Source organism: Shewanella sp. POL2, from assembly GCF_000282755.1.
GTDB lineage: Bacteria > Pseudomonadota > Gammaproteobacteria > Enterobacterales > Shewanellaceae > Shewanella > Shewanella xiamenensis.
The window spans coordinates 20,923-46,115 of record NZ_AKZL01000017.1; the positions used below are offsets into that span (position 1 = coordinate 20,923).

The following is a 25,193-nucleotide window of genomic DNA, read 5'->3' on the forward strand; positions in this document are numbered from 1 at the left end:
GAATTCTTTTTTAACCACAACCTTGCAGCAAACAATGGGCAAAAACGTAGTTGTTCTCGGCACCCAATGGGGTGACGAAGGAAAAGGTAAGATTGTCGACCTTCTAACAGAACAGGCAAAATATGTAGTTCGCTACCAAGGCGGTCACAACGCGGGTCACACTCTTGTGATCAATGGCGATAAAACCGTACTTCATCTGATCCCATCAGGTATCCTACGCGACAATGTGAAATGCATTATCGGTAACGGTGTGGTGCTTGCACCTGACGCACTGATGAAAGAGATCAAAATGCTCAAAGAGCGCGGCATTCCAGTTGAGGAACGTCTGCTGATCTCTGAAGCATGTCCGCTGATCCTACCATTCCACTGTGCCTTAGACATCGCTCGCGAAAAAGCGCGCGGTAACAAAGCTATTGGTACTACGGGTCGTGGTATTGGTCCTGCGTATGAAGATAAGATTTCCCGTCGCGGTCTGCGTGTTGGCGATCTGTTCAATGCTGAACTATTTGCTGAAAAGCTGAAAGAAGTTATGGCATATCATAACTTTATGCTGACAGAGTACTACAAAGTTGACGCCGTAGATTACGAGCAAACACTGAGCGATGCGTTAGCCTTAGCTGACTATCTGAAGAGCATGTGTGTTGACGTGACTGAACTTTTGGATAACGCGCGTAAAGCGGGTGAGCCAATCCTGTTCGAAGGTGCACAAGGTACACTGTTAGACATTGACCACGGTACTTATCCGTTTGTGACTTCGTCAAATACGACCGCAGGTGGTGTGGCGACAGGCAGCGGCTTTGGTCCACGTCATTTAGACTATGTCTTAGGTATCATGAAGGCATACACCACTCGCGTGGGAGCTGGTCCTTTCCCAACTGAACTCTTATGTGAAGTGGGTGATCATTTAGGGACTAAAGGTCATGAATTTGGTGCTACTACTGGTCGTAAACGTCGTCCAGGTTGGTTAGATGCAGTGGCAATGCGCCGCGCAGTACAAATCAACAGCGTAAGCGGCTTCTGCTTAACTAAGTTAGACGTACTTGATGGCCTGAAAGAAGTGAAGATCTGTGTGGGTTATCAACATCCAGATGGCACTATCTCTAAGGTTACGCCATTAGCAGCTGAAGGTTATGAGCAGGTCACTCCTGTTTATGAAACTATGCCAGGCTGGAGCGAGTCAACTTTCGGTGCGACCTCTTTAGATCAGTTACCGCAAGCAGCTATCAACTACATCAAGCGTATTGAAGAGTTGTTAGAAACGCCGATCGACATCATTTCTACCGGTCCAGACCGTAATGAGACGATGATTTTAGTTAGCCCGTTTAACTAAAATCGTAGAGGCCGTGTTTCACGGCCTTTTCACCCTCTGCTGTTCCTTCCTGTTTGCTTTCGTGGTTAGAAATTCGGTTCGAGCTCAAGAAATAGGTTATACTGCCGATGCAAGTATTCACCTTATTGTCATTGAGAGTCGTTATGCTACGTACTGCATTAGTTGCGCTGCTGCCCTTAGTATCTTCAATGTGCTTTGCTGAAACACAGGCGGTGGATATTTATTCTCAAGATCAATTGCTTGAAATGATCCGCGGTGAAAAGTATTTGGCAAGAGTCAAACAAGATGACTGTCAGTTAGTGCAAGACATCGAAGCGCGCGCAGAAGTCTTAAAGCAGCCCCTGTATCAGTTTTTGTGGGGAGAAATGCTCAACCACGGAACCTGTGTAAAAGCCAATGCGGTCAAAGGGATGGGGTTATTGCGTGATGCAGCTGAGCAGGGCAGCCCCGAGGCTATGGTGAAACTTGCCGAATATTATCAAAATGGTAAGTTTGTTATTCGTAATAAAGACCGTGCGGTCAATTATTTATTGCCAGCGGCAGCGAGCGGTAGTTTAGCCGCGCGGATGATGCTGGTCCGTTTATACGGTGAAGGTTATGGTAGTCCAAGAGACTATGAAATGGCCTATAACTGGTTATACAACAATGTATTTACCGATGAGGCGACTAAGAAAAAAGCCTTGTCATTACTGCAGGTGTTAGCCGCTAAAATGCCCGCCAGTGCAGTGGCGCGGGCCCAGCAAGAGCACTTGCGAACCCGTTGAGTTGTCTCTACTGATTGAGACAAAAATATTGGATATTGAATGATCAAAGACCCTCATTTCGAGCGTGAACAGGATAAGTACGAAAACCCTATCCCAAGTCGTGAGTATATTATCGAGTACTTACGTTCTCAAAAATCACCTATTACCCGTGACAGCATCGCTGCTGCACTACAGATCCATGATGAAGAGCAATTAGAAGCCCTGCGCCGCCGTTTACGGGCGATGGAGCGCGACGGTGAATTGGTATTTACCCGCGGTCAAAGCTACGGCTTACCTGAAAAAATGGATCTGATCTCCGGCATTGTTCTTGGGCACAGAGAAGGCTACGGCTTCTTTAAACCTGACGAAGGTGGCGACGATTTATTTATCTCAAATCGCGACATGCTGATGTATTTCCATGGCGATAAAGTGCTGGCACAAAAAGCCGGTATGGATCGTAAAGGTCGTCGAGAAGCCCGTATTGTCCGTTTGATCCAGCCCCGTAGTGCTGCGATTGTTGGTCGATTCCATGTCGACAGTGGCATGGCATTTGTGATTGCCGATGATAAGCGCATTACCCAAGAAATTTTAATCGCTAGTGAAGATCGCAATGGCGCCCGTCAAGGCGATGTGGTGGTGGTAGAATTAACCCGTCGTCCCGGTCGATTTGTTAAAGCCGCAGGCAAAGTGACCGAAGTGCTTGGCAAGCAAATGGCACCGGGAATGGAAATCGAAATAGCCCTGCGCAATTACGATCTTCCCCATACGTGGTCGGCCGCCATTGAAAAGAAACTGCGCCGTATTCCCGATGAAGTAACTGAGTCTGATAAAGTGGGTCGTGTCGATCTGCGTGATCTACCCTTAGTGACCATCGATGGTGAAGATGCCCGCGACTTTGACGATGCTGTTTATGCCGAAGCTAAACCCAGTGGTGGTTGGCGTCTGTGGGTGGCGATTGCCGATGTAAGCTATTATGTGCGCACCGATTCGGCCTTAGATACTGAAGCCCGTGCCCGTGGTAACTCGGTGTACTTCCCATCGCAAGTGATCCCAATGTTGCCGGAGAAAATCTCTAATGGCTTGTGTTCACTCAATCCTCATGTTGACCGCCTGTGTATGGTTGCAGAGATGACGGTTTCAGCCCGCGGTAAGTTATCGGGTTATAAGTTTTATCCGGCGGTGATGCATTCACACGCGCGCTTTACCTACACCCAAGTCGCTGCGATGCTCGAAGGTGGGCCGATTGCGCCTGAACATGAAGCACTCTTTCCACATCTTCAATGCTTACAGTCGCTTTATTTAGCGCTTGATGAACAGCGCGCAGAGCGCGGTGCGATAGCATTTGAGACGATAGAAACGCAGTTTATTTTTAACGAACAGCGCAAGATCGATAAGATTGTGCCAAGAGCGCGTAATCAAGCTCATAAAATCATTGAAGAATGTATGATTTTGGCGAACGTGTCTGCCGCGAAGTTTGTGAAAAAGCATAAGGGTGAAATCCTCTATCGAGTGCACGAGTCGCCCTCTGAGCAGAAACTGGCAAACTTTAAAGAGTTTTTAGCTGAGCGTGGTTTGAGCATGGGCGGTGGGCTTGAGCCAACGCCTGCAGATTATCAAAATGTGATGTTGCAGATTGCCGACCGTCCCGATGCTGAACTTATTCAAGTGATGTTGCTGCGCTCTATGCGCCAAGCTATATACACGCCTGATAACGAAGGTCATTTTGGTTTGGCACTGGAAGAATACGCGCATTTTACCTCGCCTATTCGTCGTTATCCTGACTTAGTGCTGCACCGAGTGATCCGCTATTTGTTGGCGAAAGAAAAAGGTGAAGCCAATGAGAAATGGACTCCCGATGGTGGCTACCACTATCAACTCGATGAATTAGATAAATTAGGCGAAGAATGTTCTACGACTGAACGCCGCGCCGATGAAGCAACACGTGATGTAAGCGACTGGCTTAAATGTGAATTTATGCAGGACCATGTGGGTGACACTTTCGAAGCCGTGATAGCCTCTGTCACTAACTTTGGTTTATTCGTTCGCTTAAATGACTTATTTATCGATGGCTTAGTGCATATTTCTAGTCTGGGCAGCGATTATTACCAGTTCGATCCTATGCGTCAGCGTTTGATTGGTGAGCACACAGGTCAAATCTATCAAGTGGGTGACCCCGTTACGGTAAAAGTGGCCGCGGTAAACTTGGATGATAGACAGATTGACTTAGTCATGATTGGCGATAGTGGTAAAGGCAGTCGCCGCAAGGCGGCACCTAGTCGAGAAAAACCCATGACAGCCCGTGAGCGGGTAAACCGCGAAGGCGCGAAAATGGCGAAAACGGCTAAATCGACTGGCGTTAAAGCGAAAGCGGGTTCAGACAAAGCGGCGAGTAAGTCTAAGTCTAAAGCGGGCACTAAGCCTAAGAAAAGTGTAAAAGATACGGCGAAAAAGCCAAAGGCCGCGAAGCGGAGCACGAGAAAGAAGTAAATGAAAAAACAAGATATTATTTTTGGGATCCACGCGGTTGAAGCGCTGCTAAAACACAGCCCTGAGCGCATTATTGAACTTTGGTTGTTGCAGGGCCGTGAGGATGAGCGTTTAACCCCGCTGATCCGTCAAGCGAAAGCCTTTGGCACGAGCATTCAAGTGACTTCACGCAAAGTGTTGGACGAGAAAGCCGAAAGTACTCAGCACCAAGGTATTATTGCCCGTGTGAAAGCGGCTAAAATCCTTGGTGAGCATGACTTAGATGAGCTGTTAGCAAAGACCGACTTACCGTTTTTATTGATTTTAGATGGCGTTACCGATCCGCATAACCTAGGTGCCTGCTTACGTAACGCCGATGCGGCGGGCGTGCAGGGCATTATTGTGCCAAAGGATAACTCCGTTGGCTTAACGGCTGTGGTTAGTAAGGTCGCTTGCGGCGCAGCTGAAACCGTGCCGTTATTCCAAGTGACTAACCTCGCCCGCACTATGCGCCATCTGCAGGAAAAGGGCGTGTGGATTGTCGGCACGGCGGGTGAAGCGGATTGCGAGCTTTATCAAGCCGATCTTAAAGGGCCGCTGGCGATTGCGATGGGCGCCGAAGGCAAAGGTTTACGCCGCTTAAGTCGTGAATGTTGCGATACTTTAGTTTCGATTCCGATGTCGGGAAGCGTCTCTAGCTTAAACGTGTCGGTCGCCACGGGTATTTGCCTATTCGAAGCCGTGCGTCAACGCCGTAGCTAATTGATATATATCAATAAAAAAAGACGGGCGAGCCCGTCTTTTTTATTGCCTAAATCAACCCTTAATTGGTTTTAATAGCATCGAGGTTGGATTCGTCCACCTCGTTTGTCTCATCGTGGATAAAGCTGGGCGCTGGGTGAAATTCAAACTCGAATGTTAGCTGTTGCTCGTTATCATGATCTGAATCTTCAACAAGGGCATCGGCACCTAAATCTTCTTCATCTTCCTGCTGTGTTGGTGTCATGTGTTCCTGCACCGATTCAACATCCACCCTCGGGTCAAGCGCCGCAGCCAGTGGTGATGAGACTAAGTCACCGGTCGCCATGATGTAGTCTTGGGTGACACTGGTTTCGGTTTTTTGCTGTGAGTGAACATAACGTAGCCGTAAAAACAGGATTAAGGTACAGGCCGACATAAAGCCATAGAGCATGCTGTTGCCAAACCATTGCATAAGAGTCGAGGCGATTAATGGGCCGATGCTGGCGCCCATGCCAAAGGTGAGCAAAATGGTTGCCGATAGACCTACCCTTTCACTTTGCTCGACACGGGAATTAGCCAGTGCGGTTGCCAAGGGATAGAAGGTAAAGCCAAGAATGCCGAACAGAAACGTCATCACCAGTGAGAGAGTGGGATGATAGGGAGTGAGAGCGATAGCTAATGCTAAGATCCCAAGCAGTACACAGTTGATGCGGATAAGTCGACTGCGGGACATAATGTCAGATAATTTTCCCATTGGCCATTGGGCGAGTAGGCCCGCGAGAATGGTTGCTGTCATATAGGTGGCCACCTTCTCGGGCGGTAAACCTAAGTTGCTCGCATAAGCAGGCGCCAAACCGTAAAAGGAGCCGACAATCATGCTGCCAATGGCAATTGTCGTTAGTGCCTGCGGCGCTTTGCGCCAATAGTGAGCAATTTTTAAGGGGGCGGGCACCAGTGGTGCTGGGTGAATACGCCGCGTTAAAGAAATCGGGACAATACACAGGGCAAAGCAGATGGCGATCAGTAACAGCGGCTCTAGACCGAGTTCAGGATAGAGGCTGATGGCACCTTGGCCCAAGATCAAACCGAAGTACGAGACTATCATGTAGCTGGCAAACACAGTGCCGCGTTGGCTGCTTTCAGCCTGTTCATTCAGCCAACTTTCGAGCACCATGTATTGGCACATCATTCCCATACCAACGATAAGCCTTAACAGGATCCAAATCGCCAACTCATCTACGAGTGCATGACCCAGTGCGGAGGCGGCAACGATCCCAGCACTAGCGACAAAGGCACGGATATGTCCGACTTGGGCGATTAGCCGGTGGCCAATCTTAGATCCTGCGACAAGGCCGACATAGTAGGCCGACATCATGCTACCTATCCACAACTGCGGAACATGCATCACCGAGAGCCTAAGGCCTAAATATGTGGTGAGTAAACCGCCAGCCAGCACTGTTAATAACGTCGTGCTATATAAAGAGGCGAAAGTACGTAGCGGGTTTGTCATTAACTGCTCCTTGTATGATTGCCAGGGAGAGTATATCAGCAGTCGGTGTTTATTCCGTGTTGCAAAATGTTGGAATTTATCGACTAATTTATCGTTTTTATGTGTGGGTCACTAAATTGTGCTGAAATGGGATTTGGCTGAGTGGGGAATTGTTGTGCCAGCCAAATCGTTTTATTGCTTGTTTATCTAAAGGTATACAGCAAGTTAAAGGTGGTGATGGTATCCGTCTGCTGGCTGCCCTCAGGAACCACTTCGGTGAACTTGATGTTCATGCCGATTTTAAAGGCCCAATCCTGAAATACTAAATTTTTGTAGTTCATATCGAGAGTCAGGGTGTTGTTATTTTCGCCCACTTCGGCGGTGAGATCGGCATTGATACTGGTGTATTCCTGTAATTTTTGAGAAAACTTTGCCGCAGTACGTAGGATCACATCCTTTTCGGGAGCGGGGTCTGGCTCTGCGACTGACTCGGCAGGCAAGTTGTATCGATAACCTGGGCCGATTTCGAGACTAAGTTTGGTCTTGTAGCTACTAATTGCGTTAAAACCATAACCCGAAGAAATAGTTGAGATTTGGGTATAACTACCAAACTGATCCCAAGTGAAGTCGCCACGGCCGAAGATATAACCTTTGTTGAGTTTATAGTTGCTTTGAAGCTGGAGTTCGTACTTTTCTGAGGTGGTTTGATTTTTTTCAGAAGCAAAATACGCTTTTAGCGTCGCTTCCTGCTTAGTTTGTTTAGTATCGTAAATCAGTTGGGTTCGACCATTAAAACTGCTCGATTCGGTATTGCCTGTGTTCAATTGTAAGCCGGCTTCGACTTCTGCAGTCAAATCACTTGGTGGCTCCTGATAATCGGGAGGAACAAGCGCAAGTGCAGGAAAAGATAGGCAAAAAAAACTCAAAGGGGCGATAACTTTTAGCATTGCTCGTAACATTAGTATGGGTTCTTGAGTGGCCGGTGTCTGATATCCGAATAGGGGTGAGGCGTCATCATACCTGTATTGGGGGTTGAGGCAAAGTTATTGCTTGAGTTTCGCGTCTGCTTTCTGTACTATCTCGCGCTCAAATCAGTCACTATTTTCGTTCCTTGCCTCTATTTGGTTTGACTGAGCCAATAACGAGGCTACATAACCGTAAGGAGCAATAAATGCGTCATTACGAAATCGTATTTATGGTTCACCCAGATCAAAGTGAACAAGTACCAGGTATGATTGAGCGTTACACCGGTGTTATCACCGAAGCTAACGGCAAAATCCACCGTTTAGAAGATTGGGGCCGTCGTCAACTGGCTTACCCAATCCAAGATCTGCATAAAGCTCACTATGTTCTGATGAACGTTGAAGCACCAGCAGAGACGATTGAAGAGCTAGAAACTGCTTTCCGTTTCAACGACGCAGTTCTGCGTAACATGGTAATGCGTACTAAAGTTGCCGTTACTGAAGCATCTCCAATGGCGAAAGCTAAAGATGAGCGCGATTCACGTCGTGGCCCAGCTGGCGACCGCTCATATGATGAAGCTAACGCTGAAGAAATCGCTGAGTAAGTTTTTCTGTGACCACCAATAACTTGGTGTTGTCAGGAACCATAACCCGTTCCAGACGCTTTAAAAGCCCGGCAGGCATTGCACATAGTGTGATCATGCTAGAACACAAATCGCAGCGTTATGAAGCAGATATGCTCCGCAATGTCTACGTTCAAATACAAGTGATATTGAGTGGACCACGTTTTGAAAGCGTGGCAGATAATCTGAAAGCAGGTGTGGAAGTACAAGTACAAGGTTTTATGACGCTTCAACAGGGGCGAAATGGCCAAAATCGCTTAGTCATCCATGCCGAAAATGTCGAATTGAAAACTTAGGAGACTGTCAAATGGCACGTTATTTCCGTCGTCGCAAGTTCTGCCGTTTCACCGCTGAAGGTGTTGCAGAAATTGATTACAAAGATATCGTTACTTTAAAGAACTACATCACTGAAAGCGGCAAAATCGTTCCAAGCCGTATCACTGGTACTAGTGCTAAATATCAGCGTCAACTAGCTCGCGCTATCAAGCGTGCTCGTTATCTTTCTCTACTGCCATACACTGATTTACATCAGTAATTGCAGTATTCCTAATCGAATATAGAGGATTTGATAATGAACGTTATTCTGCTTGATAAAATCGCTAACCTGGGTAACCTGGGTGACCAAGTTGCAGTTAAAGCTGGTTACGCTCGTAACTACCTGCTGCCACAAGGTAAAGCTGTTGTTGCTAACGAAAGCAACGTTAAAGTATTTGAAGCTCGTCGCGCTGAATTAGAAGCTAAAATCGCTGCTGATCTGGCTGCTGCTAACCAACGTGCTGAGAAAATCGCTGCTCTGGAAGCTGTTGTTATTGCTTCTAAAGCGGGTGATGAAGGCAAACTGTTTGGTTCAGTTGGCAACCGTGACATCGCTGATGCAGTAACTGCTGCTGGCGTTGAACTGGCTAAATCAGAAGTTCGTTTACCATTAGGCGCTCTGCGTACTACTGGCGACTTCGAAGTTGAAGTTCAGTTACACACTGAAGTTAAAGCTGTTGTTAAAGTTTCTATCGTTGCAGAAGCTTAATTACCAACTGCTTTAAATGAAAAACACCGCTTCGGCGGTGTTTTTTTATGGGCGCGATTTAGTTCGTATTGTTGTGTAAGTGGTTGTTTGTCAAGCATCAAGGATAAACAGGCTTAGCTACTTCATCGCAGCTAAGCCTGGCACTAAGGCTCAATATGTTATTGCTGCGGACTGTTGTTAAAAGGCGCAAGCACTCGCGGTAGCACGCCCTGTAATTTAGAAATCGCCACCCCATAGTTAGTGATAGGCACCTGCCGCCGTTGACATTCACGAATGCGACGGAGCATTTCATTGCGGTTAAACATACAAGCGCCGCAGTGGATGACGAGGGCATATTGTTCTAAATCATCGGGAAAGTCGTGCCCAGATGTGACTACAAACTGGAGTTGTTTGCCGGTGTAGCTATTTATCCAGCGGGGAAGTTTAACTCGGCCAATATCGTCCTCCTGCACATTGTGACTACAGGCTTCGGCGATGAGCACTTTATTACCATCTTGCAATTTATCTAAAGCATCAGCTCCCGCAGCGAGAACGGCTAAATCGCCTTTAAATCGGGCAAATAAGGTTGAGAAGGTGGTGAGAGGGACTGCGTCTGGCACTGTGGCGGCGACTTGCTTAATTGCTTGAGCATCAGAAATCACCAGCTTAGGCGTAACCACTGATAATGCCTGCGTTAGTTCTGTTTCTTTGACGACCATTGCGATGGCGTTGCGATCAAGCGCCTCACGCAGTATCTGCACCTGTGGCAGGATCAAACGCCCTTTAGGTGCGGCCATATCGATAGGGACGACACAGAGAATAACGTCCCCTGCTTGATAGAGGTCGCCCGCTAGGAGCGGCTCCTGCTTATACTCCGCAGGTGCTAATTCGACCATCAACTGCTTAAGCTGTTTACCTGCAAGACCTGTGGCGGCAGAAACGACAATAAAGGGTAAGGATTGAGTCTGGCAAAAGGCAATATCCTCAGCTTTGGGGAGGCAGATATCGGCCTTATTGAATACCACAAGTATTGGCATTTCTAATTGCTGTATTTCGTCAATTAATGCCATGTCTGAAGGGCACAGCCCGTGCTCATCAACGACTAAGAGTGCCATATCGGAGCGAAACAACACTCTGCGAGTGGCGCTCACTCGCATCATTCCTAATGTCCCTTCATCGTCTATGCCAGCGGTATCGTAAAAGGTCACCGGCCCTAAGGGTTGTAACTCATAGGCCTTGGCCACGGCATCTGTGGTTGTGCCTTTTATATCGGATACTATCGAGATTTGCTGCCCTGCAAGCATATTAAGTAGGGAGGATTTCCCCGAATTACGCCGACCGACCAAGGCGATATGGTAGCGCATTCCTCTTGGTGCCGATTGGGTTTGGCTATGCTCTTGTGGATTAATGCCTTGACACATATTGGGTCCTTTTTGAATCACCACGGCTAAAGGAGGGGATTAGCCCGTGGCGTTGAATTTGCTGGCAGACTTGGTTAAGTCGCTCTGCTGCTGGGTTTTGTTGCTGGTTTTTTCCCGGATAGATGCTGTAATCGCCACTGACTTGTGCTGGGGTGAAGGAGGGCATAAGCACATTACATCCGCGTTTGAGTGCCAGTTCCCTTGCGCCTTTTTCGAGGGCGTCGAGGGAACTGGTGGCAGGAATATTCGCCCCCGGATTCATCAGTCGCAAAATAGCACTCACCCTATGACTCTTAAGGGCGCTGCCATTGGGGGAAGTCGCAAACGGTGTTTGGTGATGGGCAATAAAGGGGCCACAGGCCAGCATATCGAGCTGCAACTCCGATAAATGCTGAATATCACACGCTAAAATCGCATCAGTCATTCCCGGTAAATCGACAATAATCCCTGAGCCAGTTTGATATCCCAGAGACTTAAGATAATTGAGCCTTGCAATGCGCTCGTCAAAATTGGCTTTAGGGCGACACCGAGCAAAGAGGGCGCGGTCGAAGGTTTCCATCTTGAGTAAATAGCGATCGGCACCCGCTTCGCGCCATTTTTCCAGCTCTTGATGTTTGCGATCACCCAGTGACAGAGTGATTGCTAAATTGTGGTGACGTTTAATTTCAGTAATAAGGGTACTGATACGATTGCCGCTGTAGGTAAAGTCATCTCCCGATTGCAGCACCACAGTACCTAGTCCCAGCTCGGCTATGCTATCCACTGCGTGAAGGATTTCTTCGTTCGAGAGCCGATAGCGTGTTACCTGTCGATTTTCGCTGCGTAAACCACAGTAATGGCAGTGGTTACGACAGTGATTTGAAAACTCAACAATGCCGCGTAAATACACCTGTTGATTAAATTGCAATTCAGTGGCGAGCTGGGCGCGACTAAATAGCCATTCATCGTCTTGCCCCTGAAGTAGCGAAAGGATTTCGGCATAGGAAAACGCTGTGGGCTTAAGCAAGGTCGGTTTAACGGACGTTGGCTGAGTGACTGGCGCGGGCGGGTTAGAGATCATTAGTTACGCCCTTTATCTAGCTCAATCAAGCTCTGATACCAAAGATCGCCCACTGCGCGGCGGCATTCTTCAACATAACAGCCTAGGGCCACTTCTACCGCTGAGTTTTGCTCACTGGGGACGCCAGTATCAAACCAATCGATTAAGCTGTTTGGTGCAAGGCCTAAAGCAAGGATGTCAAACTCCAGCCAAAGCCCCTGAGCTGAAGTGGTATGGCTATGGGCGTAGTGGCCGACAAAGAGTCTATCGCCAATCAGCAATATAGGTTGCAGTGGTAGCGCTTGGGTCGAAACTAAATTGACTGTCTCAGGAAACTGCTTTTTAAGCTCGGCGCACCAGTGGCGGGAAATATCATATAGCTGCTCAACCTCTTGCAGCGGCATCTCGGGCCTTAGGATGGTGGCAAACTCATCCCGCCATAGACGAGTGGGCTCAAGTTTAATGAGGGTGAGTTGCTTTAAGCTGGCGTTTTGTAGCCGCTGCAATAACAACTGCCCTACGGCATTATCGGCAAAATTACTGTAAATGGCCGCGTGTAGCACGATTTCATCAGCGCGTTCTATCGCATTGAGTAAGGCGCTAGTGTTAAGGCCGAAATGCAACTGCACGCCGAGATCTGAGAATAGATAAGATGCCATTTATAGATAGATATCCCGTTCACCCGCATCGGTTTTTTGCAAGCAGCCGCGCACATTGCGCGCCCGTGACGGGCTCATTTTAGCCAGTTCTCGCTCTATCAGCGCATTGCCAGCCTCGCGAGTCTTTTCACTGGCGTAATCGTTCAAATATTCCTTAAAGGTGATCAAGGCATTGGGCTGGCAGAATTTGCCAATAAACTGCTGTTTGGCTAATCCCATAAAGTGATCGCCAGTTCGTCCTTTGCGGTAACAACCCGTGCAGAAAGAGGGAATAGCATCTGAATCAGTCACTAGCTCATAAATAATATCGTCCATCTCTCGTTGATCACCAAGGCTGAATTGCTCGGCATCATGTTGATTTTGTTTGCTGTCTTGATAACCACCCGGTGCGGTACGCGAGCCTGCGCTGATTTGTGAAACCCCGAGTTCTAACAGTTCTTTGCGCAGCGCCGCACTTTCCCGCGTGCTCATAATCAGCCCGGTATAAGGCACGGCAAGGCGAGTGATGGCAACAATGCGCTTAAAGCAGTCATCATCGACCTCATAGGGCGGTTTTTCACTGATAGCCGAACCATGTGCGGGTTCAATCCGCGGGAAGGAGATAGTGTGTGGGCCAACGCCACAATCTTTTTCGAGCTGCTGAACATGGGTGAGCATGGCGAGCAGCTCAAATCTATGATCATACAGGCCAAAGAGCGCACCGATACCGACATCGTCGATTCCTGCTTCCATCGCCCTGTGCATGGCGTAGAGGCGGTATAAAAAGTCGGTTTTTTACCTTTAAGATGGACTTGGCTGTAGGTGTCTTGATGATAGGTTTCTTGAAAGCATTGATAAGTGCCTATCGCCGCGGTTTTAAGTTGCTTAAAGTCCTCCACACTCATTGGCGCGCAGTTGACGTTGATACGACGAATTTCTCCGCCCTTGCCCTGCTTAACGCTGTACATGGTTTGAATACTTTCAACAATGGCCTGCACGTTATTGCGTGGATGCTCGCCATAAACGGCAAGGATCCGTTTGTGACCCATTTCTTCAAGGATCGTAACCTCTTGGCGGATCTCATCCTGTTTTAAGGTTTTACGTTTGAGCTCATGGTTATCGGCGTTAAAGCCACAATAACTACAACTGTTGGCGCAATGGTTGGATACATACAGCGGCGCAAACATCACAATACGGTTGCCGTAAATGGTGTTCTTAATCTCACGGGCAACGGCAAAGAGTGCTTCATCCAGGGCCTTATCTTGGTTTTGCAGCAAAATGGCGGTCTCGCTAATGCTTAAGCCTTCACACTGGCGCGCCTTGTCGAGAATGGCGAGGACTTGCTCGCGACTTGGATTACTGGCGTCTTCAATGGTCTGCCAAATCGCTTTATCGTCGATAAAGCTGACGTTGGGATTATAGTCAGTGACGGTAATGGAATGATGCTCGTGTGTGCTCATGGTTATCTATGCCCTTGAGTATGAATGCGAAAATGCGGCAGTTGTGTGCAACTGCCGCTGGAGACTTAGCTATTTGCTTGTCAGCTGTTCACCATTAGTGGCGACGGGGGCAATTTCATTTTTAACCCACAGAGGGGTGTACTCAGCGGCATCATGGTAGGGCACATTGCCGTGGATCATCATGGCTTTGAAATCATCAAAGCGGTACACCGCGAGGAAAAGATGCACGGGTAAAAAGGCGGTTAACACTAAACCTGACACTAAATGAGCCTGACCTAAAAACCACACTATATCCCGCGGCGCAGCATGGGGGATAAGCCATAGCACTAGACCAGAGAGGATAAGCACTGTGCCGCCAATCAGTACGCAGGCACCAAAGAGTTTTTGGCCTGAGTTGTATTTGTTCATCGGTGGAATAGGCACTTTTTTACCCAGTAAGAATTTCTGTGGGTAGCCGCCTAACACCATAAACCATTTCACATCGCGCCCTGAGAAACTAAACACACGTGCGATAAACAGTACCACTCGATCGAATGCCATGATGGTAAATGCCACGGCATCGAGGGCCATAACAATCCCTGCAATAATGTGCACATCATAGGTTAGCTGCATACCTTCTTGGGAAAGCGGTTTAAAAAACAATAACAAACCTGTCGCGGCTAATGGCAAAAAGCTGAGCAGCAGGATGTAGTGGAAGATCCTGACGTTTAGCGGATGTTTTAAAATGGGTCTCATATCATGTTCTTGATGCATTTCTCATCTCCAATCAAGAGCTTAATTTGGTGCGATCGACAAAGTGGGTGTGTAGCAGCTCGTGGGACATATGTCCTAATGGCTCGCCACCGAACTCTTTGTAGTACTTTTCAACTGCGGGGTTGGCGTGGCTGACACGTTTTTTCGCTAGGCTATCGTCCTTATATAACCCTTGGCTTCTGGCCTTAATGTATTCATTACGGCGCTCAAGCTTGCTGGTGAACCAGCCGATAGGGATCGCGAGCGCAGCCACAAACGCGGCGCCGACAGCCATAAATTTACGGCGTGACAGAAAGAAACTGTCCTCGGCAAATAGGTGTTTTTTCTTGTTCATTTCTGTTTCCCGTTAAATGTTACCAAGCCATGAAGAGCCTTTACCCTCAATAGGTTGACCTCCACCGTTAACGCAACCACCTGCGCAGTTCATCACCTCAATAAAGTGGTAGGGAGAGGTGCCTGCCATCACATCGCGCAGCACGGGTTCGATGTTGTTGCCCATGTCGTGCACTACGGCGACATTTACGGTCACATTCTGCTTAAGCTGAGTATCAAACAGGCTGACGGAAGCAGATTTGACGCCTTTTAGCCCGCGTACGGGTTCAAATTCTAATTTGGCCATTTCAGTACCAGTGAGCACCTTGTGGGCGGTACGTAATGCCGCTTCCATCACGCCACCTGTGGTACCAAAGATAGTGCCCGCGCCAGTGTATTCAGAGAACAAGCTATCGCCTTGATATTCGGGTGTATTAGCGAGGTCGATATCGAGCATTTTGAGCAATTGAGCCATTTCCCTTGTGGTCAGCACGGCATCAATATCTTGGTACGAAGGCGTGTTAGCACCATGTTCCTGATGGTATTGCCAAGCCGAGTTAAATTCAGGGCGTGAGGCTTCGAGTTTTTTCGAGGTACAAGGCATCACAGAGACGGTGAAAATATTCTCCGGCTGCATTTGATACACCTTGGCGCCGTAAGTTTTGGCAACCGTTCCGGCCATTTGCTGGGGCGATTTGGCGGTTGACAGGTTGGGTAAAAGTGCAGGGTAGCGGGTTTCGAGGTAGCGTACCCAGCCCGGGCAGCAGGAGGTGAACTGCGGCAATGCACCTGCATTTTCTTCACCTTTCACATTGGCATGGAGGCGATGAATAAACTCACTGCCTTCTTCCATAATGGTGAGATCGGCGGCAAAGTTACAATCAAAAATCTTAAAGCCCGCCTGATTCATGGCGCCATAGAGTTTACCTGTCACCAGTTCGCCCGTGCCTAAGCCAAATTCTTCACCAATCGCCACCCGTACCGCAGGGGCGATAATGCCAACGACGGTGGTATTCTTATCGGCGAGTTTTTTAATCACGGTTTCAAGGGCGCTGTGGGTTTCTTCAATGGCGCTAAAGGGGCAGTTGATTAAACACTGTCCGCAACTTAAACATTTATCTTCATCGATAGAGTGCGCTGCACCCGAGGCACCATTAATGGCGTGGGTTGGGCAGAACTGTTTGCAAGCATCACATCCTTTGCATTTGGATGCATTAATCTTGATCAGCCCTTGGATTTCTCCTGGTTGATAAGTTGTCGCTGTCATAGAATTTTGCGTTCCTCATTTTCAACCTGAATTATATTTTCAGTGTTATTTAATGTGTTTGTTAAGTGCTTATGTTGACGGTTACATTTAATTTGTGAAATTTTAGGCGGTTGGATGATAGGAAATTGAACCTATGAAAAACATGATGGTGATCAAGTTTTATGGTTTTTGATAAAACAGGTGTTTTTAATAGTTTTATTTGCGTTTTTTGAGTTTTTTTGAGAAATAAAAATAACAATCTTGGTTAGTTTTATAGTGGTGATTTTTATATTTTTTATTTAAATACAGTATGTTATTTTTCTTTTTGTGTTTGCCTACCACTATTTGTGATGTTTTAAAGGCTTAGATTGAAATTTGTTGGTTAATGTGGCTTTTATCACTGGATTTTATTTTTAGGTTGGACAAATTGTCCATGTGTAGTCTTGCTTTAAATAATACTAATTAAGACGCTTTGATTGAGTTTTTGGTGAATTGATAATGCGGTAGATCACAAATTGATAAATTACATAAAATAAAAACCGTCCAAGGAATATTTCTTGGACGGTTTTTAAAGATGCTTAATTTATATTGATTAAATTAAACGGTTCATATTAGTTAATTCCATTATCATTAATCATGACAGATTAATAATAATTAGTTTCTTACTAAATCCAGTTCTTTAATCAGATTATCGGCATGGTCAACTTCATCCATCATCCATAGGATATAACGAATATCCACGTGCACGGCACGGGTGATGGTGGGATTGAAGAACCAATCCTTAGTAATCGCTTCGTAGGTGGAGTCGAAGTTAAGTCCTACAAGTTCCCCTTTGCCGTTAAATACGGGTGAGCCTGAGTTGCCACCTGTGGTATCTACGCTCGATAAGAAGTTAACTGGTACTGAGTTGAATTCTTCTGGCTTGTCCAAACAAGAGAACAGACGGCAAATCCAGCCACGGGGATCTTGGTAGACAGATTTCACTAAGTGATCGCCAAAACGTTGCTCGTGAATCGCATCGAGCAATTTTTTCGGGGCATTATAGGGCTCAACACCAGTGTGCTTAGCTACAATCCCATCAAGACGTGTAAATGGCTGTTTGTACAGCGCATCGCGGGATTGATAACCATCGACCATACCGTAGCTGATGCGTAGCGTACCGTTAGCATCGGGATACACTGGCCAGTTGTTGGCTTTGTAGTAGTCGATAACGGCTGCCATGTAGGCTGGGCGAGCGGTAGACAATTTACCCGCAAGGATTTTTTCTGCTTTTTCCTGGGCCATATTGGTGTCATACAGCGCGACAGCGAGGCGGATAAACGGATCGCTGCTGGTTTCAAAGGCCTTCGCATCAGCATCCATCCACGCCAGACGTTGCGCTTGGTCTGTCAGAGTGGTCAGCGAATACAGGCCGTCGAGTTTAGCCTCTAGACTGACGTTTTTATCGTCCAAATTCAGCATATTGTCTAAGGCCGCAACACGGTTTGGCTGCGATAAATAAGCATTTAAATCTTGTAACCAGAGGGTTTTATCGACTTTAACATCAAAACTAGAGTCGATACGTTTTAAGCGCGAGCTGAACATGGCTAAGTCGCGCTCTTGGTAACCGATTTCACGCTCGGCATCACTCTTTTGCTTTTCTTTCGCTAAGCGGTAGAGGTTGTTGGCCGCGGTGAGCAGTGTGCTCGATTGGGCGTTGGTGAAGTAATAATTGGTTTGGGTTTGCAGTTGCTGCTCCGCCAGTAACACTTCTAGTTCGCTGATAAGATTTTGATTAAGGCTAGAGTTTTTCTTTAACCAAGCCAGAAAGTCATCTTCACGTTGCTGCTTAATGCCGACGATATCTGTGGCTTTAAAGCCAGCCAGCAGACCGTTGAGCTTTTTCATCCGGTTCGCCATAGACGCCATATTGCCCGCATATTTAATCGCGATGTCGGCATCTTCCTGACCCATGGCTTCGATAGTATCAATCTGTAATTGATAGCGTTTTGCCTGAGTTGGATACACCCAATCACTGGCAAATTTAAGCTCGCTAGTGAGATTGTAACGGTTGGTCGTGCCAGGATAGCCTGCCACAAACACGCCATCGCCGGCTTTCACGCCATCGGCGTTCACTTTTAAATAGCTTTTGGGCGTATAAGGAATGTTATCTTCGCTGAAAGCCGCAGGTTTTCCGTCTTTACCCACATAAGCCCGTAGGAAGGCAAAATCACCCGAGTGGCGTGGATACTCGTAGTTATCAATATCACCACCGTAACCACCAACACTTTCAGGTGGTGCATACACTAGGCGCACATCGCGGATCATCAATTGCTTGATGAGGTAATATTCCAAGCCATTGTGGAAGCTGCGAACGTTACAGCGGTAGTTATCATCGGCTTCACAGCTTTTGATTAAGGCTTTACTGTGATTCTCAATCTCTTCGTAGCGTTTTAGTGGATCTTGGCTTAAGTCTTTGGTTACCTCAGCGGTGACATTGGTCACGGCTTCGGTGATGTATAAACGCTCATTGGGACCGGCCGACGGTTCTTTATCCATTGACGTGGCTAAAAAGCCTTGTTCGAGATAGTTATGCTCTTTCTTAGTGTTATATTGTATCGCCTTGTAGGCACAATGATGGTTTGTCACAACTAGCCCTTGGGGCGAGACAAAACTGGCGGTACAATAGCCCAGCCCGACAACGGCGTTCATTGGATAACTGGTGAGATCGGCCAGCTTGTTTGCGGGAATATCAATTCCACGCGCGCTGAGTTTGTCTGCAATAGAAGGCATTTGATAAGGTTGCCATTGCCCTTCATCGGCTGTTGCAATGCCAGAGGTCAGTACTAAGGCTGCAACCAATGCAATACGCATGTTCTTTCCTTATTTTTAGTTTGAGTATCCGTTGGGTGAGATAACAGGCCAGTGTAAACCACCTGTTTGCTTGACGGGGTTTTATATCATATTTTGTTAAGTTGTTGGAAATCGGGAGTGTTAATGTCACAACAAGGTGCTTTTAAGCCTAAGAGTAAGCCAAGGGATTTGCAGGTCGATAGCCTCAAGCTACCGCCGCATTCAATTGAGGCTGAACAATCGGTATTAGGCGGCCTCATGTTAGACGCCGACGCTTGGGATAAAGTGGCTGAAACCGTAGTGAAGGAGGATTTTTATTCTCGCTCGCACCGGATGATTTTCGCCGCCATGCACCGTTTAGTCGAAACAGGCCAACCTATCGACTTAATTACGGTTTCTGAACAGCTTGAGCTTGAAAACCAACTTGAAGAAGCTGGCGGCTTTGCCTACTTGGGCGAGATTGCCAAAAACACCCCGAGTGCGGGCAACATTGTTTCCTATGCTGAAATTGTTCGCGAGCGCGCAGTCGTGCGCGAGATGATCCGCGTTGCCCATGAGATTGCCGATGCGGGTTATAACCCTGAAGGCCGCGATTCCAGCGCTCTACTCGATTTGGCCGAGAGCAAAGTCTTTAAAATTGCTGAGCAGCGCACCAATGCTAACGAAGGCCCTGAAGGCATCAAAACCATTCTGGAAAAAACCGTTGATAAGATTGAGCAGCTCTACAACAACCCACACAATGGTGTAACCGGGGTATCGAGTGGCTTTACTGATCTCGATAAAATGACAGCAGGCTTTCAATCCGGCGACTTGATCATCGTGGCGGCGCGTCCGTCGATGGGGAAAACGACCTTTGCGATGAACCTGTGCGAACAGGCGGCGATGAATGAAGACAAGCCCGTGCTTATTTTCAGCCTCGAGATGCCCTCAGAACAGATCATGATGCGTATGTTGGCCTCTTTAGGGCGCGTTGACCAAACCAAAATCCGTACCGGACAACTCGATGATGAGGATTGGGCGCGGGTATCCTCGACCATGGGAATTATGCTTGAGCAAGGCAAGATGTATATCGATGATGGTTCAGGCTTAACGCCGACCGAAGTGCGCAGCCGTGCCCGCCGTATTGCCCGCGAGCATGGCGGATTATCGATGATCATGGTCGACTACTTGCAGCTGATGCAAGTGCCGGCATTATCGGACAATCGTACCCTTGAAATTGCTGAAATATCTCGTTCTCTTAAGGCATTAGCTAAAGAATTAGAAATCCCCGTTATCGCACTTTCCCAGCTTAACCGCTCGCTCGAACAACGTGCCGATAAACGCCCTGTGAACTCGGACTTACGTGAATCAGGTTCTATTGAGCAGGATGCGGATCTCATCATGTTTATTTACCGTGATGAGGTGTATAACAACGACTCTCCCGATAAGGGCACGGCGGAAATCATTATCGGTAAACAGCGTAACGGCCCCATTGGACGTGTGCGCTTGACCTTCCAAGGCCAGTTTTCCCGTTTTGATAACTATGCTGGTCCTCAGTTTGAAGAAGATTAATTCCCGGTGTTAGAAGATAAGCAAAGCTTATGTATTCTTTTTATTTCCAGACTTTTCCAAATAGACAAGGCAAATTTTGAAACCTTTTCCTCGAGCAGAAATTAGCAGTACTGCACTGCAAAACAACCTCGCCGTTTTACGCCAACAGGCGAGCAGCAGCCAAGTGATGGCGGTGGTGAAAGCCAATGGTTATGGTCATGGATTATTAAATGTCGCTCATTGTTTACATACTGCCGATGGCTTCGGCTTAGCCCGTTTGGAAGAGGCATTAGAACTGCGCGAAGGTGGTATTAAGGCGCGTTTATTATTGCTGGAGGGCTTTTTTCGCAGCACCGACTTACCTTTGTTGGTGGAGCACGATATCGATACTGTGGTGCACCACGAATCGCAAATCGAGATGTTAGAACAGGCAAACTTAACGAAGCCTGTCACCGTGTGGCTAAAAGTCGATTCGGGGATGCATCGTTTAGGGGTCACGCCTGAACAATTCACTGCGGTTTATGCTCGTTTGGCAGCTTGCGAAAATGTTGCCAAACCTGTTCATTTGATGACCCACTTTGCCTGTGCCGATGAACCAGATAATCATTACACTCAAGTACAAATGCAAACCTTTAACCAGTTAACTGCGGATTTACCTGGGTTTAGAACCTTAGCCAACTCGGCGGGTGCGCTTTATTGGCCTAAAAGCCAAGGGGATTGGATCCGTCCAGGCATTGCGCTCTATGGCGTATCTCCTGTCACAGGAGATTGCGGTGCGAACCATGGTTTGATCCCCGCAATGAACTTAGTCTCACGTTTGATCGCGGTGCGCGATCATAAAGCGGGTCAACCCGTAGGTTATGGTTGTTACTGGACAGCCAAACAAGATACTCGCCTTGGCGTTGTCGCTATTGGCTATGGTGATGGCTATCCGCGGAATGCGCCTGAAGGCACGCCTGTATGGATTAATGGTCGCCGAGTGCCGATTGTTGGCAGGGTATCTATGGATATGTTAACCGTAGATTTAGGCCAAGATGCGGCGGATCAAGTCGGTGATGATGTGCTACTTTGGGGGCAGGCTTTACCCGTAGAGGAGGTGGCCGAACAGATTGGTACCATCGCCTATGAATTAGTGACTAAACTGACTCCAAGAGTAGCTGTTTGCCTAGCATAGTTTGCTCAAATTAGAATGACAAATCGGCGCTAATGCGCCGTTTTTCTTTATTTAGCATACAGTTAATAGATTTACTGATTTGGCTATTAGGTTCGCTCTAGTCGAGCAAAGCGTACTCGTTACAGCCAACCAAACATCCAATGTTTTCCTACAAACTTATGATATTTAATTAATTTTCGAAGCAAACTTCGATAAATGCAGTTCCGTAAGAACTGGTAAATGGCATGATAATTTTGGTGCCGTTGGCTTTATGGGAAATTGTATGCCCTTGACCTGAAACGACCATTGGTGTTGCCATTTCGAATTCGTAACCCTTTTGTCCTAAAAGATTTTTTGCGCCCCCCGTAACCATATTAGTGATTTCACCCACCAGATCGGTTACTTCTTCATTTATTTTGCCGGGGTTTTCGCCCAGCATATTTTGCATGATTTGCAGTACCAGTTTTTGCTCAAACGTAATTGAAAGTGAGCCTTTGGTTTGTGGCCCAACCATACCAATCAAACCTGATACATCGCCTTTGGCTAAGTTGTCAGTTTTGATTTGGGGTTTACCTGGCGTGAGCTCTAGGCTGGCCATGGTCGAAATAACATTGAGCAGCGACTGCAAAAAAGGATTAATAAAATTGACGTTCATGCTTCAGTGTGTCCTCTTATGAACTTAAGCCTTATGGTCACCACGTAATTAAGGGTAGTCGAAAAGTGGCTTGACCACAGCAATCTTAATCACACTCTATCAGCTTAGATGACACAAATGGAAATGTGAGGTTAATTTCACGATTTTCTTGTTATTTATCGTAAAAGTCTTTTTACCAAAAGCCACGCTACAAGCGGTAAAAGAGTCGCGTATTCTGCATTCCCCCTCAATGAGTCCAAAGGCACGTTTCCACCGAAAGGTTGATGATTCGAATGAGCATGCCGTTAGGCTATAGTGCGATAGCTTGAATGTATGCGAAAGATTTTTGAAGGAAATTTTCATTTCTATCATAGGCGTATCTTTAACCCTACCAATGTAGCTACAGTCGTTTTGCTGTGCCTAACAACTATAAACGGCTTAAACTGTGATTTACATTAAATTATAATGTAAATGATAATAATTATTGATCACAAAAATAATTTTACATATATTAGCGGGCGATTAACAGGTGGGGGACATCTGTTACAGGGTTTAGTCCGCAACAGGAATGCTTTAAATGAAATTTGCAAAACGTCGCAATGGTCGAGTCACGCTTGGTGCCCATGTTTTAGGTTCGTTAACCATAGGGATGGCGGTTTCTGCTATCCCTGCTATGGCAGCGGAGCAGGCACAAGTCGCAGATAAAAAAGTTGAACATATTGAAGTCAATGGTGAGTACTTGGGTTATAACACCCGCAAAGTACAATCGGGTAAATTTACCGAAGACCTGCTCAATACTGCGAAAACTGTAACAGTCATCAATCAAGATCTGATCAAAGATATGGGCGCGCAGAGTTTTACTGATGCGCTACGAGCGACGCCTGGTATTACCTTGGGTACTGGCGAAGGGGGAAACCCCTACGGTGATAGACCGTTTATTCGTGGGTACGATGCTCAATCCTCCACTTTTATCAATGGTATGCGTAATGTGGGTTCACAAAGCCGTGAAACCTTTAACATTGAACAAATTGAAGTCCTGAAAGGCCCAAGCTCTGTCTATAACGGCCGTGGCGCGGTTGGCGGTAGCATTAACATTGTGACCAAAAAAGCTCAGGCTGAAGATTTTATTAACGCCGATGTTGCCGTGGGGACTGATGCCCTCAAACGTGCCAATGTTGATATCAACCATGTGATTACCGATGAAGCTGCGGTTCGTGTCAACATGATGGCTCACGATGCCAACACTCCTGGACGTGATGAGGTCACTGGTAATCGTTGGGGCGTTGCACCGTCAGTTACTTTTGGGTTAACAACGCCGACTAAAGTGACCCTTGAATATTATCATTTTGAAAACCATGATATTCCTGATTATGGTATTCCCTACGATCAGGCGACAGGCAAACCTGCCGATGTCGATCCCGACAATTTCTATGGCTTATTATCGCGGGATTTTCGCGATACGATGGACGATACGGCTTCGGTGTTGATCAGCCATGATTTTAACAACGACATGCAGTTCACTTCGACGTCTATCTATAGCCGTAACAGCAATTACTATATTGTGACTAACCCAGACGACACCACTGGCAACGTGGCTAATGGTTATGTTTGGCGAAACACTAAGTCGCGCCATTCGGTCACTAAAACCCTAGCGACTCAATTGCAACTCTCGGGTGAAGCAAAACTTGCAGGAATGACTAACCGTTTTGCAGTCGGTACTGAACTCAGTAACGAACGTACTAGCAATTTGAGTTACACCGTCGATACGGGCAATGGTCGCAACGCGGGTTGTAATCAGGCAATGCTGGATAACTACAACTGTACGTTGCTGGATAATCCGAATCCCCACGATCCTTGGGTTGGTACGATTACACTCGGTACCGATGCGACAGTGACTGAAACCGATACTCGCTCTATCTATGCCTTTAATACGATTGAGTTAACTGAAGCATGGATGGTTAACGCAGGTATCCGCTGGGATGACTATAACACCAGTGCTGAGAACTCAACCTCTCGATTCAGCAATGATGCTGATTTCTTCAACTACCAATTGTCGGTGCTATATAAGCCCGCAGAAAATGGCAGTATCTACGCTGCGTGGGGCACTTCCTCTAATCCACCTGGCACGTCTAACGGAGATGGGGCAGATCGTCTTGGCAGCACTAACGCCGATTTAGAACCAGAAGACACCGAAAGCTACGAGTTAGGCACTAAATGGGATCTTTGGGAGGGGCGTTTATCTCTGAATGGCTCTGTATTCCAAATCGAGAAAAACAATGCCCGCGTTGCGACCTCTGGCGATCGTAATGCGCCACAGGAAAACGTCGGCGAGCAAAAAGTCAAAGGCTTTGAAATCGGCTTTTCCGGTGACTTTACTAAAGATTGGCATGGTTTTGGTGGTTATACGTATTTGGACGCTACCCTCGAAAGCAATGGTTACAACGCTGCGCTTAATGGTAATCGCTTCCCTAATACAGCCAAAAATAGCCTTAGCTTATTCACGACTTACGATATTACCGAGCAGTTAACGGTCGGCACGGGTGCTTATTATATGGACAAAGTGTATGGCAATACGGCTAATACGCTGTCGATTCCGTCTTACTGGCGTTTTGATTTGACCTCATCCTATAAGATGAGCGAATTCTTGACCTTACGCCTGAACGTTCAAAATCTAACGGATGAGCGTTATTACGATAAGGCTTATACTGCACACTTTGCGAATATGGCGCCTGGACGTTTGGTGATGTTAAGTGCTGATATGCACTTTTAATATTAGTGAATGACGATTTGAATGGCAGCCCTAGGGCTGCCTTTGATG

23 protein-coding genes are annotated in these 25,193 nt (G+C 47.1%); 11 read left to right on the forward strand and 12 right to left on the reverse strand.

Annotated elements, in window-relative coordinates; genetic code table 11:
* The first annotated feature begins 34 nt into the window (after positions 1 to 34).
* The 4 genes from SHEWPOL2_RS06395 (at position 35) to rlmB (ending at position 5,301) form a co-directional block, all read left to right on the forward strand.
* A complete protein-coding gene (locus SHEWPOL2_RS06395) occupies positions 35 to 1,330 on the forward strand; it encodes an adenylosuccinate synthase (protein ID WP_037427155.1) in 1,296 nt (431 codons plus the stop codon).
* Positions 1,331 to 1,437: 107 nt separating this feature from the next.
* The gene (motX, locus tag SHEWPOL2_RS06400; protein ID WP_082389636.1) at positions 1,438 to 2,094 is read left to right on the forward strand and encodes a flagellar protein MotX; all 657 of its coding nucleotides are present in this window, start codon (positions 1,438 to 1,440) and stop codon (positions 2,092 to 2,094) included.
* A 39-nt stretch (positions 2,095 to 2,133) separates the two neighbouring features.
* Complete coding sequence (gene rnr / locus SHEWPOL2_RS06405; RefSeq protein WP_037427159.1) at positions 2,134 to 4,560, forward strand: ribonuclease R; 2,427 nt, start codon at positions 2,134 to 2,136, stop codon at positions 4,558 to 4,560.
* Positions 4,561 to 5,301: a 23S rRNA (guanosine(2251)-2'-O)-methyltransferase RlmB gene (gene rlmB, locus SHEWPOL2_RS06410; RefSeq protein ID WP_037427160.1), complete on the forward strand. Its 741-nt coding sequence runs from the start codon at positions 4,561 to 4,563 to the stop codon at positions 5,299 to 5,301.
* A gap of 61 nt (positions 5,302 to 5,362) precedes the next feature.
* Here the strand turns inward: rlmB and SHEWPOL2_RS06415 are convergent, their stop codons facing one another.
* Complete coding sequence (locus tag SHEWPOL2_RS06415; protein WP_037422082.1) at positions 5,363 to 6,790, reverse strand: MFS transporter; 1,428 nt, start codon at positions 6,788 to 6,790, stop codon at positions 5,363 to 5,365.
* A 182-nt stretch (positions 6,791 to 6,972) separates the two neighbouring features.
* Positions 6,973 to 7,716 (reverse strand): DUF481 domain-containing protein, encoded by a 744-nt coding sequence (locus SHEWPOL2_RS06420; RefSeq protein WP_037427219.1) that lies wholly within the window; start codon positions 7,714 to 7,716, stop codon positions 6,973 to 6,975.
* A 224-nt stretch (positions 7,717 to 7,940) separates the two neighbouring features.
* On the opposite strand from SHEWPOL2_RS06420, the gene rpsF reads away from it, so the two are divergent.
* Genes rpsF through rplI form a run of 4 tightly spaced genes read left to right on the forward strand, consistent with a single transcriptional unit; the run spans position 7,941 to position 9,378 of the window.
* Positions 7,941 to 8,336, forward strand: coding sequence for a 30S ribosomal protein S6 (gene rpsF, locus SHEWPOL2_RS06425; RefSeq protein WP_011623998.1), 396 nt, complete (start codon positions 7,941 to 7,943; stop codon positions 8,334 to 8,336).
* Between the two features lie 8 nt (positions 8,337 to 8,344).
* Positions 8,345 to 8,650, forward strand: coding sequence for a primosomal replication protein N (priB, locus tag SHEWPOL2_RS06430; protein WP_011073673.1), 306 nt, complete (start codon positions 8,345 to 8,347; stop codon positions 8,648 to 8,650).
* An 11-nt stretch (positions 8,651 to 8,661) separates the two neighbouring features.
* Positions 8,662 to 8,889 (forward strand): 30S ribosomal protein S18, encoded by a 228-nt coding sequence (gene rpsR, locus SHEWPOL2_RS06435; RefSeq protein ID WP_006083042.1) that lies wholly within the window; start codon positions 8,662 to 8,664, stop codon positions 8,887 to 8,889.
* Positions 8,890 to 8,925: 36 nt separating this feature from the next.
* Complete coding sequence (gene rplI / locus SHEWPOL2_RS06440; protein WP_037422085.1) at positions 8,926 to 9,378, forward strand: 50S ribosomal protein L9; 453 nt, start codon at positions 8,926 to 8,928, stop codon at positions 9,376 to 9,378.
* Between the two features lie 158 nt (positions 9,379 to 9,536).
* Here the strand turns inward: rplI and hydF are convergent, their stop codons facing one another.
* The 9 genes from hydF to SHEWPOL2_RS06480 form a co-directional block, all read right to left on the reverse strand.
* Positions 9,537 to 10,778 carry a [FeFe] hydrogenase H-cluster maturation GTPase HydF gene (gene hydF, locus SHEWPOL2_RS06445; RefSeq protein WP_037427161.1) on the reverse strand — a complete coding sequence of 414 codons (1,242 nt, stop codon included), beginning with the start codon at positions 10,776 to 10,778 and terminating at the stop codon, positions 9,537 to 9,539.
* Positions 10,762 to 11,838 (reverse strand): [FeFe] hydrogenase H-cluster radical SAM maturase HydE, encoded by a 1,077-nt coding sequence (hydE, locus tag SHEWPOL2_RS06450; protein WP_083848310.1) that lies wholly within the window; start codon positions 11,836 to 11,838, stop codon positions 10,762 to 10,764. The genes hydF and hydE overlap by 17 nt, the downstream gene beginning before the upstream one ends.
* On the reverse strand, positions 11,838 to 12,476 hold the full coding sequence (locus SHEWPOL2_RS06455; protein WP_037427163.1) for a hypothetical protein: 639 nt from the start codon (positions 12,474 to 12,476) through the stop codon (positions 11,838 to 11,840). Before SHEWPOL2_RS06455 ends, hydE begins: the two co-directional genes overlap by 1 nt.
* Entirely contained in the window at positions 12,477 to 13,064 is a 588-nt protein-coding gene (locus tag SHEWPOL2_RS23165; protein WP_239642745.1) for a hypothetical protein, read from the reverse strand.
* Positions 12,950 to 13,915, reverse strand: coding sequence for a radical SAM protein (locus SHEWPOL2_RS06460; RefSeq protein ID WP_239642742.1), 966 nt, complete (start codon positions 13,913 to 13,915; stop codon positions 12,950 to 12,952). The genes SHEWPOL2_RS23165 and SHEWPOL2_RS06460 overlap by 115 nt, the downstream gene beginning before the upstream one ends.
* Positions 13,916 to 13,984: 69 nt before the next feature.
* Positions 13,985 to 14,668, reverse strand: coding sequence for a cytochrome b/b6 domain-containing protein (locus tag SHEWPOL2_RS06465; RefSeq protein WP_037427165.1), 684 nt, complete (start codon positions 14,666 to 14,668; stop codon positions 13,985 to 13,987).
* 13 nt (positions 14,669 to 14,681) lie between these two features.
* Positions 14,682 to 15,002 (reverse strand): iron hydrogenase small subunit HydB, encoded by a 321-nt coding sequence (hydB, locus tag SHEWPOL2_RS06470; RefSeq protein WP_023268564.1) that lies wholly within the window; start codon positions 15,000 to 15,002, stop codon positions 14,682 to 14,684.
* A 12-nt stretch (positions 15,003 to 15,014) separates the two neighbouring features.
* Entirely contained in the window at positions 15,015 to 16,247 is a 1,233-nt protein-coding gene (gene hydA, locus SHEWPOL2_RS06475; protein ID WP_037427167.1) for an iron hydrogenase large subunit HydA, read from the reverse strand.
* 633 nt (positions 16,248 to 16,880) lie between these two features.
* The gene (locus tag SHEWPOL2_RS06480) at positions 16,881 to 19,079 is read right to left on the reverse strand and encodes a S46 family peptidase (RefSeq protein ID WP_037427169.1); all 2,199 of its coding nucleotides are present in this window, start codon (positions 19,077 to 19,079) and stop codon (positions 16,881 to 16,883) included.
* Positions 19,080 to 19,202: 123 nt separating this feature from the next.
* On the opposite strand from SHEWPOL2_RS06480, the gene dnaB reads away from it, so the two are divergent.
* Together dnaB and alr are read left to right on the forward strand one after the other, a co-directional pair.
* Positions 19,203 to 20,609: a replicative DNA helicase gene (gene dnaB, locus SHEWPOL2_RS06485; protein WP_037422109.1), complete on the forward strand. Its 1,407-nt coding sequence runs from the start codon at positions 19,203 to 19,205 to the stop codon at positions 20,607 to 20,609.
* 76 nt (positions 20,610 to 20,685) lie between these two features.
* A complete protein-coding gene (alr, locus tag SHEWPOL2_RS06490) occupies positions 20,686 to 21,762 on the forward strand; it encodes an alanine racemase (RefSeq protein WP_037427171.1) in 1,077 nt (358 codons plus the stop codon).
* A 169-nt stretch (positions 21,763 to 21,931) separates the two neighbouring features.
* Here alr and SHEWPOL2_RS06495 read toward each other — a convergent pair whose 3' ends face one another.
* Positions 21,932 to 22,396 carry a chemotaxis protein CheX gene (locus SHEWPOL2_RS06495; RefSeq protein WP_037422113.1) on the reverse strand — a complete coding sequence of 155 codons (465 nt, stop codon included), beginning with the start codon at positions 22,394 to 22,396 and terminating at the stop codon, positions 21,932 to 21,934.
* 556 nt (positions 22,397 to 22,952) lie between these two features.
* Here SHEWPOL2_RS06495 and SHEWPOL2_RS06500 point away from each other — a divergent pair.
* Positions 22,953 to 25,145, forward strand: coding sequence for a TonB-dependent siderophore receptor (locus SHEWPOL2_RS06500; protein WP_037427173.1), 2,193 nt, complete (start codon positions 22,953 to 22,955; stop codon positions 25,143 to 25,145).
* Positions 25,146 to 25,193: the final 48 nt, after the last annotated feature.